Origin of the sequence: Paenibacillus sp. FSL R5-0345 (assembly GCF_000758585.1) — a bacterium.
Taxonomy (GTDB): Bacteria; Bacillota; Bacilli; order Paenibacillales; family Paenibacillaceae; genus Paenibacillus_AQ.
Genome location: NZ_CP009281.1, coordinates 3,748,603 through 3,762,123, shown reverse-complemented (window position 1 = coordinate 3,762,123; position 13,521 = coordinate 3,748,603). Strand labels below are relative to the sequence as shown.

The 13,521-nt window shown below is 41.5% G+C and carries 14 protein-coding genes; 10 read left to right on the top strand and 4 right to left on the bottom strand.

Annotation, left to right across the window (positions count from 1 at the left end):
• Positions 1-34 precede the first annotated feature (34 nt).
• The 10 genes from R50345_RS16670 (at position 35) to R50345_RS16625 (ending at position 10,912) form a co-directional block, all read left to right on the top strand.
• Complete coding sequence (locus R50345_RS16670) at positions 35-1,000, top strand: AAA family ATPase (protein WP_042128361.1); 966 nt, start codon at positions 35-37, stop codon at positions 998-1,000.
• Between the two features lie 40 nt (positions 1,001-1,040).
• Positions 1,041-2,330 carry a GTPase HflX gene (gene hflX / locus R50345_RS16665; protein WP_042128358.1) on the top strand — a complete coding sequence of 430 codons (1,290 nt, stop codon included), beginning with the start codon at positions 1,041-1,043 and terminating at the stop codon, positions 2,328-2,330.
• A 133-nt stretch (positions 2,331-2,463) separates the two neighbouring features.
• Positions 2,464-3,717: a methionine gamma-lyase family protein gene (locus R50345_RS16660; RefSeq protein WP_042128357.1), complete on the top strand. Its 1,254-nt coding sequence runs from the start codon at positions 2,464-2,466 to the stop codon at positions 3,715-3,717.
• A gap of 83 nt (positions 3,718-3,800) precedes the next feature.
• Positions 3,801-4,211 (top strand): MerR family transcriptional regulator, encoded by a 411-nt coding sequence (locus R50345_RS16655; RefSeq protein WP_042128355.1) that lies wholly within the window; start codon positions 3,801-3,803, stop codon positions 4,209-4,211.
• A 33-nt stretch (positions 4,212-4,244) separates the two neighbouring features.
• Positions 4,245-5,573: a type I glutamate--ammonia ligase gene (gene glnA, locus R50345_RS16650; protein WP_042128352.1), complete on the top strand. Its 1,329-nt coding sequence runs from the start codon at positions 4,245-4,247 to the stop codon at positions 5,571-5,573.
• 693 nt (positions 5,574-6,266) lie between these two features.
• Positions 6,267-7,244, top strand: coding sequence for a TraB/GumN family protein (locus R50345_RS16645; RefSeq protein WP_081954104.1), 978 nt, complete (start codon positions 6,267-6,269; stop codon positions 7,242-7,244).
• A gap of 348 nt (positions 7,245-7,592) precedes the next feature.
• A complete protein-coding gene (locus tag R50345_RS16640; protein ID WP_042128350.1) occupies positions 7,593-8,618 on the top strand; it encodes a CDC27 family protein in 1,026 nt (341 codons plus the stop codon).
• Positions 8,619-8,691: 73 nt separating this feature from the next.
• Complete coding sequence (locus R50345_RS16635; protein ID WP_052414628.1) at positions 8,692-9,192, top strand: cupin domain-containing protein; 501 nt, start codon at positions 8,692-8,694, stop codon at positions 9,190-9,192.
• The gene (locus tag R50345_RS16630; protein WP_231574278.1) at positions 9,192-9,971 is read left to right on the top strand and encodes an MBL fold metallo-hydrolase; all 780 of its coding nucleotides are present in this window, start codon (positions 9,192-9,194) and stop codon (positions 9,969-9,971) included. The genes R50345_RS16635 and R50345_RS16630 overlap by 1 nt, the downstream gene beginning before the upstream one ends.
• A gap of 164 nt (positions 9,972-10,135) precedes the next feature.
• Positions 10,136-10,912 (top strand): methyltransferase domain-containing protein, encoded by a 777-nt coding sequence (locus R50345_RS16625; RefSeq protein WP_042128345.1) that lies wholly within the window; start codon positions 10,136-10,138, stop codon positions 10,910-10,912.
• On the opposite strand, the gene R50345_RS16620 is transcribed toward R50345_RS16625, so the two are convergent.
• The 4 genes from R50345_RS16620 to lexA all read right to left on the bottom strand — a co-directional run bounded on the left by R50345_RS16620 (position 10,913) and on the right by lexA (position 13,453).
• Entirely contained in the window at positions 10,913-11,491 is a 579-nt protein-coding gene (locus R50345_RS16620; RefSeq protein WP_042128343.1) for a hypothetical protein, read from the bottom strand.
• A 219-nt stretch (positions 11,492-11,710) separates the two neighbouring features.
• On the bottom strand, positions 11,711-12,091 hold the full coding sequence (locus R50345_RS16615) for a hypothetical protein (RefSeq protein WP_042128341.1): 381 nt from the start codon (positions 12,089-12,091) through the stop codon (positions 11,711-11,713).
• A gap of 147 nt (positions 12,092-12,238) precedes the next feature.
• Positions 12,239-12,577 carry a L,D-transpeptidase gene (locus tag R50345_RS16610; RefSeq protein WP_042128339.1) on the bottom strand — a complete coding sequence of 113 codons (339 nt, stop codon included), beginning with the start codon at positions 12,575-12,577 and terminating at the stop codon, positions 12,239-12,241.
• A 249-nt stretch (positions 12,578-12,826) separates the two neighbouring features.
• Complete coding sequence (gene lexA, locus R50345_RS16605; protein ID WP_042128337.1) at positions 12,827-13,453, bottom strand: transcriptional repressor LexA; 627 nt, start codon at positions 13,451-13,453, stop codon at positions 12,827-12,829.
• Positions 13,454-13,521: the final 68 nt, after the last annotated feature.

Sequence of the window (13,521 nt, the reverse complement as noted above, 5' to 3'; positions counted from 1 at the left end):
AGAGTAGTCAGCCCTGGATAATGAGGTGATACCGATGAGCGGACGCGTAGCAGCGGCCAGTGGACGGGAGGAAGAAAGACCGTCTCGACAAATCAACATTGTATTGCGGAGTCAAGAGCCTCCGGCTATAACTCACCCTACTGGAGAGAGTCGGCCACTGCCTCCAAAAAATCACGGCCACACTAGCTTATTCCAAGAGTTAACACAAGAATTGGAAGGTTTAGTGGGTCTGGACAATATCAAAGAGCTAGTCTTTGAAATCTACGCTTTATTACAGATTGCACAAATGCGTGCTGAGGCAGGACTTGCAAGCGGTGGGCAAGCATATCACATGGTTTTTAAAGGGAATCCCGGAACGGGTAAAACAACAGTAGCTAGAATCGTAGCCAAGCTGTTCCAACGTATGGGTGTGCTGACCAAAGGACATCTCATTGAGGTGGAGAGAGCTGACCTTGTCGGCGAATACATTGGTCATACTGCACAGAAGACTCGTGATCTGGTGAAAAAGGCTTTGGGCGGCATTTTGTTTATTGATGAGGCTTATAGCCTTGCTCGTGGCGGGGAAAAGGATTTTGGAAAAGAAGCGATTGATACGTTGGTCAAGGCCATGGAGGATCATCGCAGTCAATTTATACTTATCTTAGCGGGGTACTCTGGGGAGATGGAGTATTTTTTGATGAGTAATCCTGGATTGCCTTCACGGTTTCCAATACAAGTAGAATTTCCTGATTATACGATCGACCAACTGTTGCAGATTGCTGAACTAATGGCAAAGGATCGCGACTATATTTTGATGCCACAGGCGATACTCAAGTTAAAGCAGCATTTGTTAGTAGAGAAGACGGAGAGTCTTCATGCTTTCAGTAATGCGCGGTATGTTCGCAACGCCATTGAAAAAGCTGTTCGGGGTCAGGCTGTAAGACTGCTTAACCAGTATGAAAGTACCAGCCCAGGCAAGCAGGAATTAATGACGCTTCGAACTGAAGATTTTAAATTATGATTTACAGGAAACTATCACCGTCATAAGGAGCATGACATACATGGCAATAACTACGCATGATACGGAAACAGATGTACAAGATCGAGCGATATTGGTAAGTCTCGTCACAGATAAAATTAAAAGAACAGGAATTGATCCAGAGCTTTCTCTGCAGGAATTAGTGCAATTGGCTGAAACGGCAGGTGTTGAAGTACTGGATGTGCTGCGTCAAAACAAGGAAACGCCTGATTCTAGATGGTTTATTGGTAAAGGTAAAGTAGAAGAGCTACGGATGGCTGCTGATGCTCTCGGAGCAAATACAGCTATCTTTGATCAAGAATTGTCCGGAGCCCAAGTACGGAACCTTGAGGAGGCTCTGGATCTTAAGATTATTGACCGGACGCAGCTTATTCTGGATATTTTTGCGGGGCGTGCGAAGACGCGAGAAGGGATTATTCAGGTTGAGCTGGCACAATTGTCCTATCTGTTACCCCGGCTTTCTGGCCAAGGCAAGAACTTATCTAGACTAGGTGGCGGGATTGGGACCAGAGGTCCGGGTGAAAGTAAGCTGGAAACCGATCGCCGGCATATTCGTGATCGGATTACGGAGCTGAAGCGTCAGCTTGATGAGGTAGTTAAGACTCGGGAGCTACATCGGGAGCGTCGCCGCAAGGCGGGAGCGGTGCAAGTCGCACTTGTTGGGTATACGAATGCAGGGAAATCAACGCTGCTTAAGCAACTTACCGATGCGGATGTCTATATTGAAAACCAGTTGTTTGCCACACTGGACCCTACTTCACGTGTTCTTGAACTAGCAGGTGGTAAAGAGGTTGTGCTCACGGATACTGTAGGCTTCATTCAGAATCTTCCGCATGATCTAGTCGCTTCTTTCCGTGCAACGCTGGAGGAAGTCAATGAGGCCAATTTGGTGCTGCATGTGGTGGATGCCTCTTCACCAATGCGTGAGGAGCAGATGGAGGTTGTTCAAACCATTTTGCAGGACTTAGGTGCAGCTAGTACTCCTCAAATCGTACTTTTTAATAAAATCGATCTGTGTCAGCCTGAACAACTGGAAATGTTGCCAACAGGTACAGGGTACTTGAAGATCAGTGCATTTAATCCTGAAGATTTAACTCGGATTACCGAAATGATCGCCGATGAACTGGCTGGCGACACACTCAACTTCCGTATTCCCGGAGACCGAGGTGACATTTCTTCCTTGCTCTATAGGGTGGGTGAAGTTCTGGAAACGACTTATGACGAGAACGATGTGCTCTATAACGTTCGTCTCAACAAAGAGGATTATGACAAATGGGGTTATATGCTTGCTGATTTTGTGGACCTGCAGTAATCTTGTCAGTTATTCCTAAAGTGGAAATGCTGCGTATATAGGTATAAAATAATAGCTAATCTAGAAAGCGTCAGTTAACTGCCGCTTTCTGTCATTATGATGGCAAGTAAATGTAAGGAGCGAATAAGAACGAATGGTAGTTTTTGCAGAGGATATTTTGAGCGCGGCAGAGGCCGCAGAAGTTGAAATAGAAGGCGCTGTCAAAGCCCTTGATCGTATTGTAGATAAGAATCAGTGGAAGGTTATAGAAGCGTTCCAGCGTCATCAAGTCAGTGATTTTCACTTTGCCGGTTCAACGGGGTATGCGTATAATGACCGTGGCCGTGAAGTGTTGGATCTTGTCTATGCTGACGTTTTTGGTGCGGAATCTGCTTTGGTACGCCCACATTTCGCTTCAGGAACACATACGATATCAACAGCTCTATTTGGTGTGTTACGCCCAGGAGATGAGCTGCTGTATATCACAGGACGTCCGTATGATACCCTACATAAGGTAATTGGACATGCCGGCGATGGGACAGGCTCTCTCGCTGATTTTGGGATCACTTATCGAGAGGTTGCTCTGACGGCAGAAGGAAAGATTGATTGGGATGAGGTAGCTCTCTCTATTAACGAAAATACTAAAGTGATTGGAATCCAAAGGTCACGAGGGTATGATTGGCGTGCTTCTTTCACAGTAGCTGAAATTGGTGAGATGACTTCGAAGATAAAGTTGATGAAACCGGAAGTTATTGTATTTGTAGACAATTGCTATGGTGAGTTTACCGAAGAGCTTGAGCCACCACAGGTTGGTGTAGATCTGGTAGCAGGTTCGTTAATTAAGAACCCAGGTGGCGGTATTGCTGAGACCGGCGGTTATATCTGTGGTCGACAGGATCTTGTGGAATTGGCGGCTTATCGACTAACCGCTCCTGGTATCGGTGGTGAGGTAGGGGCTATGTTAGGAACAACTCGTGGCCTTTACCAAGGATTGTTTATGGCTCCGCACACTGTAGGGCAAGCACTAAAAGGGAGCATTTTTGCTGCATCAGTATTTCAGCGCTGCGGGTTTGAGACGAAGCCAGCGTGGAATGAGCCTCGGACAGATTTAATTCAGGCGGTTTCCTTTGATGGTCCAGAACACTTAATTGCCTTTGTTCAGGGCATTCAGCGCGCTGCGGCTGTAGACAGCCATGTGGTACCAGAGCCTTGGGATATGCCAGGTTATGAACATCCTGTTATTATGGCGGCAGGTACGTTTATTCAGGGTGGAAGCTTGGAGTTATCTGCAGATGCACCTATACGTGCTCCTTTTATTGGGTACATGCAAGGTGGATTAACTTATTCACATGTGAAATATGGCGTTTTGATGGCGCTCCAAAGTATGCGTGATAGAAAATTGCTGTAAGAATATCTCACACACCATTGACACGCTGTATTAGGAAATGTACAATGAGATCAGAAAAAGATCATTGGAAGGTTGGATGAGTCATGGGTGATGAAATCCGCAGAAATATGGCACTATTTCCTATTGGAATTGTAATGAAGCTGACTGATCTGTCTGCAAGACAAATTCGTTATTATGAGCAGCACAGTCTGATCGTACCAGCACGCACGTCGGGGAATCAGCGGTTGTTCTCTTTTAATGATGTTGAGCGCCTATTAGAAATTAAAGCTCTGATAGAGAAGGGTGTTAATATTGCTGGCATTAAGCAAGTGATGAATCCTGTCTCTAAGGAATCCGAGGAAGCAACTGTTATTACTCCTGATACAGAGGTTAGACGTAGAGAGCTATCCGATTCCCAGTTACACCGAATGCTGAAGCAAGAACTAGTTTCCGGTAAAAGACCGGGACAAGTGTCTTTGATTCAAGGTGAGTTATCCCGGTTTTTTAATAAATAATAATATATAGAAGTTTGAAAGGGAGAGGATCACATGAGCTTTTCTAAAGAGGATATTTTACGCATTGCCAAGGAAGAGAATGTTCGTTTTATTCGTCTGCAATTTACGGATCTATTAGGTACTATCAAGAATGTTGAAATTCCAGTTAGCCAATTGGAAAAAGCACTTGATAACAAGATGATGTTTGATGGTTCTTCCATCGAAGGTTACGTACGGATTGAAGAATCCGATATGTATCTCTTCCCTGACCTTGATACATGGGTTATCTTCCCTTGGGTGACAGATAGTCGTGTAGCACGTCTGATTTGTGATGTTTACATGCCGGATGGAACACCTTTTGCTGGAGACCCACGTGGTATCCTCAAGCGTTGTCTGAAGGAAGCAGAAGAAATGGGTTTCACAGCTATGAACGTTGGACCTGAACCTGAATTCTTCCTGTTCAAGACAGACGAAAGAGGCAATCCAACTACGGAATTGAATGACCAAGGTGGTTATTTCGACTTAGCGCCAACAGATCTAGGAGAAAACTGTCGTCGTGAAATCGTATTGACCCTTGAAGAAATGGGCTTTGAAATCGAAGCTTCTCACCATGAAGTAGCATCCGGTCAGCATGAGATTGACTTTAAATATGCAGATGCGATTACTGCTGCTGACCAAATTCAAACCTTCAAGCTGGTTGTGAAGACGGTAGCCCGTCAACACGGCTTGCATGCAACCTTTATGCCTAAACCATTGTTCGGTATCAACGGATCTGGTATGCACGCTCACCAATCCTTGTTCAAAGGCAAAGAAAACATGTTCTACGATGAAAGCGACAAGTTGGGTCTGAGCAAAACTGCTCGTTACTACATGGCAGGTATTTTAAAGCACGCTCGTGCTTTTGCAGCGATTACTAACCCAACAGTGAACTCATACAAACGTCTTGTTCCTGGTTATGAAGCTCCTTGCTACGTAGCTTGGTCTGCAAGTAACCGTAGCCCGATGATTCGTATCCCGGCTTCTAGAGGCCTTAGCACACGTGTTGAAGTTCGTAACCCGGACCCAGCAGCTAACCCATACCTCGCACTTGCTGTTATGTTGAAAGCAGGTCTTGACGGAATTAAACGTAAGCTTGATCTTCCAGCTCCAATTGACCGTAACATCTATGTGATGTCTGAAGAAGAGCGTATTGAAGAAGGTATTCCAAGCTTGCCATCCGATTTGAAAGAAGCACTTAGCGAAATGATCCGCAGTCATGTTATTACCGAAGCTCTCGGTGAACATGCTCTGGCTCACTTCTACGAGCTGAAAGAAATCGAATGGGATATCTACCGTACGCAAGTGCACGAGTGGGAAAGAGCGCAATACATGACTCTTTACTAGGACTGTTAAACCCTTGACGCTAATGTGGCGTTGAGGGTTTTTTTATGTGGCAAGGTTAGGAGGTTTTGTGGAGGATTATGTGCGTCCATAAAGTGACCATACTCTAACTTGTCAGGAAATACTTTGAATTAGAGCATACATAAAATGACCCGCCAAGCTATTGCTTGACGGGTCTGTTTTTCTTATACGATAATCTCTGAAAACACCGGACTCCGCAGCATACCTGAATTAACCCGGATTCTCATTCTCACTTTTGCTCCATAGCCCAAGGCAAGGATATTGGACGATTCTACCATCATCAATTTGAAAAAGTATTAAGAATAAAAATAATGGAACCATAATGCATAATTAATCGTATCCAGTAATAGTAAGAGGATGGTTATAAAAGTAAAGTTAGGAAACGACTGTGTTTAGTGCGTGCAATGAATTAATTATTAAGAAATCATCATAAAGAACATACATAGAAGAGTATCAAAAATATAGAGCAGACAAAGAACAAAAAAGATAAACGACAGCAGATTAAACAATGTTCTCGCAACTGGGGTAGTACCGCTTGGTCTGTCCGAAGTAAGTAGAAATATATTCACAACGGAATGGAGCTTAGATATTCACTAGAGTAAGGCGGCATTTTGGAGATTAGCGGTTATCACATCTGATCGATTTGATGTGAATCATTGGAAGGAGATATTCGATATGAAAAAATGGAGAAGATCGGTCTTATGGCTCATTCTTTCCGTATGTATCCTCGTATCAGGGGCCTGCTCTATGAAGTCTCCACAGCAAGCGGCCTCGAAGGTAAATAATCAAGAGATCGAGAATGCATCAAATTCGCCTACTATGAAAGACGTAACAATTGATGGCGCTCGTGGTTTCATGTGGGAAGTGAAGAATAACGGAACGACGGTTTACCTCGTAGGATCAATACATCTTACGGATGATAACTTCTACCCCCTGCATTCGAAATATGAGAAAGTTTTTGCAGAAGCGGATTATTTGGGTCTTGAAATTGATTTTACCAAAGCCCCTGATGAAGAGCAGCAGAAGAGGATTGTGGATATGATGATGTATAAGGATGGCACTACACTAAAAGATCATGTATCCAAGGAAACGTATGCGAAAGTAAAAGAGTTTTTGATGAAGAACGGTTTGAAGGCCAACGCGTATGATGCGTTTAAGCCTTGGCAGGTGGAAGGAAATATTTCAGTTATGGCATTGAAGGCAGACTACAACCTAGAAGAAGGAATTGATCTGTATTTTCTTCAGAAAGCCCTTGAACGCAAGATCCCGGTAATAGGACTAGAAACTCAGGAATCCCAGATGGGGACCTTAGCTGGCTTCTCTAAGGAGCGGCAGGAGAAGAGTCTCAATACTACGCTAGACGATTATAATTCTGGCGTCATCAATGATCCAACAGACGAATTGATAGAGATGTGGAAGAAAGGCGATGAACAAACGCTGCTCAAAATAACTAACAGCCTATTTAGTGATCCAGAATACGGAAAAGTGATGCTGACTGATCGTAATATAGGTATGGCTGAAAAGATTGAAGGTTACTTAAATAGCAATAAGGAAGGAGAGTATTTCATTGTCGTTGGTGCTCTCCATTATCTGGGTGAGTATGGAATCATTGAACTGCTTGAGGATAAGGGCTTTACCGTCGTTCGTAAATAAATAGTTTATCTACAGTTACTCTCGAAGAATAACATAATTGTAGGTGTTGGAATTATTCTCTGGAACATTCCAAGGCAATACATAACTCTTTACTATATCCGTCAAACCCTTGACACCTTTGGTGTTGAGGGTTTTTTATGTTTGGTAAACCTGTTTCGGTAGATTAACTACTGGATAATTTCCAAAAAACTGATTATTCTCCCAAAATTACATATAATAATGATAGACTAAGTAGTAAATACGACATTCTCATAGGTAGGGTTGATACGGAACTAATTTTCATTTAAATAGAGCTCTGCATTATTTTAATTTATGGAATTTATGTTGGAACTTTAGAAAGGAATAAGAATGACTGATTATACAAATGAACTTAATGATTTAAAATTTGCGTATAAACAAGATTCAACGAATCCATTAATAGCCAATCAACTGGCGATAGCTAGTATGGAAGTTAATGATTATTTAGAAGCTTTTAAACTCTTCAAGAGGAATGCTGAAATAAACCCTTCTGAACAGTCATTATCTAATTTGGCTTACTTTTATTTTCATGAAGGAGAGCCGGAGATCGAGAGTGGTGGATGGATCAATCGTGAAGAAGATGCGATTCTATTATTAGAAAGAATAATGCTGCTGAATCCAAAGTCAGAAGTTCCCAGTGCAATGCTTGGTCAATTTTATTTTGCAAAAGAGAGATGGAATGAAGCGAAATCAGCGTTAGAACGATCTTTTAGTGTTAAACCAACCTTTCTAAATCAATATAATCTCGCAGCATCTTTATTTCAATTGGGACAACTGGAAGAAGCTTCAGAGTACTATTGGAAGGCTCATCAGGTTAAAAATGAATGCTACAGCTACTGGGCATTGTATTATTATGCTGTATGTAAAATTAAGACAGGTTCTTACCCAAAAGAGGCTATTGAAGAGCTTGTGAGGTCTATGGATGATAAGAATTCAGAGATAGATAAGGAAGGGTTAGCAGACATTTATTTTGAGCTGGATCAGTATACTAACGTGGTCAATGCTTATGTGGGAACTAAATTATGGGTCAGTCCGGACTGGGTGCTTCGCTATTTGTATGCCAACGTTCAATGTGGATTTTTGGATAAGGCTAAGGACATTCTGAACAATGCCTTGGTTAAGATTAATGAAGAATTAATTAGTTGCATAACGGATGAAGATGAAGATTTTACTCCAGAAGATCGCGAAAGATATAAGTTGGAACTGGAGGCTGATAAACGGGATTATCTTAGAGGCTATGATAATATCCTACATTTAAATTATCGTCCTAGTATGAATTTTACGGCATATGTTGAATCAAAATGTTATTTATTTGGTTGTAAAAGACATAAAAATCCTGACTTCTTAGAATCCTGATTAATCATTGTTGCTTAAATTTCCAATCAAATGATATGGTATGCACAGTTTTTGAGGATAAGGGGGCTTAATAATGGCGAAGATTTTTAATGAAAATACAGTTTCTTTTAAACAAAAGTTATCTCCGATCCCTGAGTTTGCTTGGCATACAAGTGAGAGGCTAGCTGAGGTTGCTAATTCTAAACATCTTGTTTTCGACATTAGATCGCTAGATCCAGATAAATATTCCTTTCCTTATCATTTTCATAGAAATGCTGAAGAGATATTTGTGATCTTAGCAGGAAAAGCAATGTTAAGAACTCCAGAGGGTTTTACTGAGGTTAGTGAAGGCGATGTGATTTTTTTTGAAATGGGACCGGAAGGTGCGCATCAACTTTATAATCATACGGAAGCACCCTGCAGGTATCTTGATCTTCGAACAAATCAGGGCATAGATGTTTGCGAATATCCTGACTCAGGTAAAATTAACATTCTCCCATATCAAGAGATCTATCAAGCGGATGAGCAGGCGGACTATTATAAAGGTGAAGAACAGGTCCGAGAGAAATGGAACGGAATGGAGGATCGCTCTTGATGGAAGATCGATGGTTCACAGTTACGGAAATTGACCCGACAACGTATGCGATAAGTGAATATGGTCATTGGGAAAAGGTGCATTCGTTTTTGCTGTTAGGAAAAGAACAAGCTGTATTGATTGATACAGGATTAGGCATCGATAATATAAAAAGAATCACAGATCAGTTAACGGATTTACCTATTGCTGTTATCACCACACATGTGCATGCAGATCATATAGGCAGTCATGGACAATTCGATACGATCTATGTTCATAAAGAGGATGAGGATTGGCTGATGAATGGAATACAAGGCTTGTCCCTTGCCCAGATCAGAAAAGATATGAGCAGAGACCTTACGCTAACTCCACCTGAATCCTTTGATCCTAGTACATACACGCCATTTCAAGGTAAACCGACAGCTCTATTGCAAGAGGGGGATGTGCTTGACATAGGAGGGCGTAAATTAGAAATTTACCACACACCGGGTCATTCACCAGGCCATATAAGCGTCTTTGATCATGCCAAAGGGTATCTGTTTACAGGGGATTTATTGTATGATGTTACACCTGTTTATGCATTTTATCCTTCGACTAGTCCGGAAGATTTAGTGGCTTCTTTAGAAAAGATTGCACACATTGCAAAGGTGACCCAAGTATTCGGCTCTCATAATACGTTAGGTTTAGATCCATCTATTTTGCATGAAGTAAAGCAGGCGGTTCGTGCTTTGCGTGAACAGGGACTTGTCGCACATGGTACGGGGATTCATCGGTTTAATGGGTTTAGCGTGCAATTCTAATAAAAAGATAGATGTTCTGTTGATGTAGAAATAGAAATACGTTGATGGTTTTTAAAAACAGTAAAACGGCCTCAAAGAGGACCGTTTTTTTGTAGCTTGTGAGCTTGTAGATTTCATCTGTTGGAAATAGAGATATTAATTGAGAGGAAAGAGGTAGTGGAGTAATGTTACCAACAACTGAAGCTTTTGCACAATCGATGCGTTCCTATTCGAATTATATCCAAATGCCTTGGGGGAGATTGTTCTACCTGACCGCCTGGCATCAAATTGAAAATCACATCCTTTTAGAAAAGAAGCCATCGATTTTAGATATCGGCTGTGGGTTTGGGATAACTTGTCATGAATTTGCCAGAAAGGGGTACACAGTAACCGGAATAGATCCGACGACGGAGATGATAGCGAAGGCTCAAGAGTCTGCGATGAAAGAAGGTCTCAGCATTTCTTATAGCGTAACTACGCTACAGAATTCAGATGTGTTGGCGGAGCGTTATGACTGGATATTTTGCCACAACGTGCTTGAATATCTTGAATATCCCAAAGAAATGTTAATGGACATTAGTAAAAAACAATCTGCAAATGGAATGCTCTCTCTGATCACTCATAATCCTGTGGCCAAGGTGATGAAGAAAGCCATTATGAATAAAGATCCTAAGGGAGCTCTAGATAGCATTGGGAATATGCGAGAATATAGTGGCATTATTCAAACAGAAATTACGATCTATACGAATGATCAATTGGCGGAATGGCTTGAGAATTGCGGATACGAGGTTAGATGGACTTACGGAATTCATAATATCTATGGTTACATAGCAGACAATGAAGTGAAAATGAATGAAGATTGGAATAAACACATGGTGGAGCTGGAGCTTAAATTAGGCAGTGAATCACCATATAAAGACATAGCGATTTTCACACATCTTATTGCGGAAAAAATCAGATAATTATTCGGATACGATTGTCCTGAAAAATGCATGCAATTGCTGTACTTGGGAGTAAGCTTCTTTATACTGATTGTCGGATTGTTTAATGGGCAATAAGCCTGGCAAGAAGGAGATACTATACACAGGCATTTCACTGCTGTTCATATATATTTTAAGTGTAAGTTCCTCAATAACACTAGCCTCTTCGTCAGCGCTATTAAGCACATTAATATTCGCACTTGAAGCGGTTGATTTGCTGCTTTGTTGACTTTTGGATACTTTTGAATGGGTTAGCGCGTTAACAACAATCTCTGATCCCATTACATTATCGAAGGAATACAGTTTTGCTATAGCTTTTTTACGTGTTTTCGGATCGCTACTGCCTATGGCTATTTTCTTATAGGATTCGTTAAGGGCGATCAAGTGAGATTGATTGGGTGGAATGAACGTTTTGGTGAATATGATGTTAAAGGATGAGATTGCGTTTAACAGCTTTGAAAGATCTGAAGAAGTAGATAGCTTTTTCAATTCTAGAAAACCGGCACTAAGAATTAAGACAACTCCTATAATACCGAATATGTACATCAAGAAAATCAGCATGGAATCACACCTCCTAGTTATCTCAGCAGAGCAAGATTTATTACTTAATGAAAGATATGCCTAAATCTTCTCGACTAGTATCTGCTAAAAGTGAAATTCGTTGAAAAATAGGAACAATTACAGCATTAGCAAAAAAAGCACCCAGAGATCCGCCTTTAATGCATGCTTGGGCAGTTACTGAGTGCTTAGATGAGAGTTATTAATGTAAATAGGTCAAAATTATAAGAAATTGAAAGCCGTAATTTGATCGGTATACACAATTAGCTGCTTGTATTCGATCGATGATTCATAGTTAGCATAGGGTCTTACAGAAACATCATTGAGGACTACAAAGTTATAGCTGAAATTTTTATCGGGATGTTCCGCACCTAAATAAGATATGTATTCATCTACAATGACATCATCCATTAGAGATTTTAAGTCAAAAACATCCTCTTTATTGGAGGCGGAAGGGGAGATCGTCCCTTGAATACTGCCAAATGAGGTGAGTAGATTTACTTTTTTTCCACTAGCTTGATCGTTATTTAACAATAATCCTGAGAGTTTAACAAGTGCATCGACTTTAAAATCGACGAGGGTTCTTATTTTGGAGTTGTTCAAAACCAGACACTTCCTTTCTATTTGAAATCCTGTTAACATTATTCGACATATAACCACATAATTCCTATTACGCCCAAAAAAATTCTTAAATACAAACACACCCCATTCATTGAACCATGAGTGAGGTGTGTTTATTTATGGATAGATTTAATTCCTGATCGTTACTTGTGTTCCAATCGGAACAATCGCAGCTAGTGCTAGCACATCCGCATTGTACATCCGAATACAACCGTGGGAAACTTCGTGACCTATCGAGGAGGGATCATTATTTCCATGTATTCCATAGTGAGGCTTAGATAGACCCATCCAAAAGACCCCAAATGGACCACCTGGATCGGGTTCTTTGTTAATAATAGTGAAGTCACCCAAGGGTGATTGGGTTAACATTTTACCGATTCCGACGGGGAAACCTCTGATCACAATGTTGTTATCAAGAAGATACAGCATACGCTGGGTCAGATCTACAATAATTCGGTAATTTGGCATTGCGCAACACTCCTTTCTAATAGGATATGAGCAGAAAGCCTAAACGGTTATTAATAGAAAATGGCCATTTTAGCGTATGCGAACGCGTGTTCTAGTATGGATAATTTGAGTTAGAAAATAAAAAAAAGCTGTTCCACATTTGTGGAACAGCTTTTGATATTACAGTAAACAGTATCATTATGCTTCTCGTAGAAACGGATACCATCCTTTAATGGACGGTATCCGTTTTGGCTTGGTAGGAGTGCATACTTAGTGGATATCTCGAAATAATCCGATAACTCTGCCGAGAATGGTCACGCGATTAAGGCGAAGAGGCTCGTACGCCGGATTCTCCGGCTGAAGACGTATATGATCACGTTCTTTATAAAAGGTCTTAACGGTTGCTTCATCTTCTTCGGTCATAGCTACAACGATATCTCCGTTATCAGCTGTCTGTTGTTGACGGACAATAACATAGTCACCATTCATTATCCCAGCTTCGACCATGCTGTCACCTTGAACCGATAACATAAATACTTTGTTATCTCCTACATAGTGAGTTGGAAGCGGGAAGTAGTCTTCAATATTCTCAGTAGCAGTGATAGGAACCCCGGCGGTAACCTTACCTACGACAGGAATGCGTGCGACGGTTTGTGCGAATTGATGGACATTCTCGGAATCCTCTTGGCCAAGCAATTCTATTGCACGTGGCTTCGTTGGATCTCGACGGATAAGTCCCTTCTTCTCTAGCCGATCCAAATGACCGTGAACTGTGGAGCTGGAAGCAAGACCAACAGCTTCTCCAATCTCCCGAACGGAAGGAGGATAACCCTTGCTGCGGACTTCGCTACGTATAAATTCCAGGATCGCCAGCTGGCGACTTGAAATCTTTGACATTGGAATCAACCCCATATAGTAATGTTTGGGAAAATTATAACATAGAACTACCGTTCGCACAAACATAA

Bases quoted from the DNA above. Each gene is read 5' to 3' on its own strand.
- R50345_RS16670 (WP_042128361.1), top strand. From the start codon at position 35: ATGAGCGGACGCGTAGCAGCGGCCAGTGGACGGGAGGAAGAAAGACCG.
- hflX (WP_042128358.1), top strand. From the start codon at position 1,041: ATGGCAATAACTACGCATGATACGGAAACAGATGTACAAGATCGAGCG.
- R50345_RS16660 (WP_042128357.1), top strand. From the start codon at position 2,464: ATGGTAGTTTTTGCAGAGGATATTTTGAGCGCGGCAGAGGCCGCAGAA.
- R50345_RS16655 (WP_042128355.1), top strand. From the start codon at position 3,801: ATGGGTGATGAAATCCGCAGAAATATGGCACTATTTCCTATTGGAATT.
- glnA (WP_042128352.1), top strand. From the start codon at position 4,245: ATGAGCTTTTCTAAAGAGGATATTTTACGCATTGCCAAGGAAGAGAAT.
- R50345_RS16645 (WP_081954104.1), top strand. From the start codon at position 6,267: ATGAAAAAATGGAGAAGATCGGTCTTATGGCTCATTCTTTCCGTATGT.
- R50345_RS16640 (WP_042128350.1), top strand. From the start codon at position 7,593: ATGACTGATTATACAAATGAACTTAATGATTTAAAATTTGCGTATAAA.
- R50345_RS16635 (WP_052414628.1), top strand. From the start codon at position 8,692: ATGGCGAAGATTTTTAATGAAAATACAGTTTCTTTTAAACAAAAGTTA.
- R50345_RS16630 (WP_231574278.1), top strand. From the start codon at position 9,192: ATGGAAGATCGATGGTTCACAGTTACGGAAATTGACCCGACAACGTAT.
- R50345_RS16625 (WP_042128345.1), top strand. From the start codon at position 10,136: ATGTTACCAACAACTGAAGCTTTTGCACAATCGATGCGTTCCTATTCG.
- R50345_RS16620 (WP_042128343.1), bottom strand. From the start codon at position 11,491: ATGCTGATTTTCTTGATGTACATATTCGGTATTATAGGAGTTGTCTTA.
- R50345_RS16610 (WP_042128339.1), bottom strand. From the start codon at position 12,577: ATGCCAAATTACCGAATTATTGTAGATCTGACCCAGCGTATGCTGTAT.
- lexA (WP_042128337.1), bottom strand. From the start codon at position 13,453: ATGTCAAAGATTTCAAGTCGCCAGCTGGCGATCCTGGAATTTATACGT.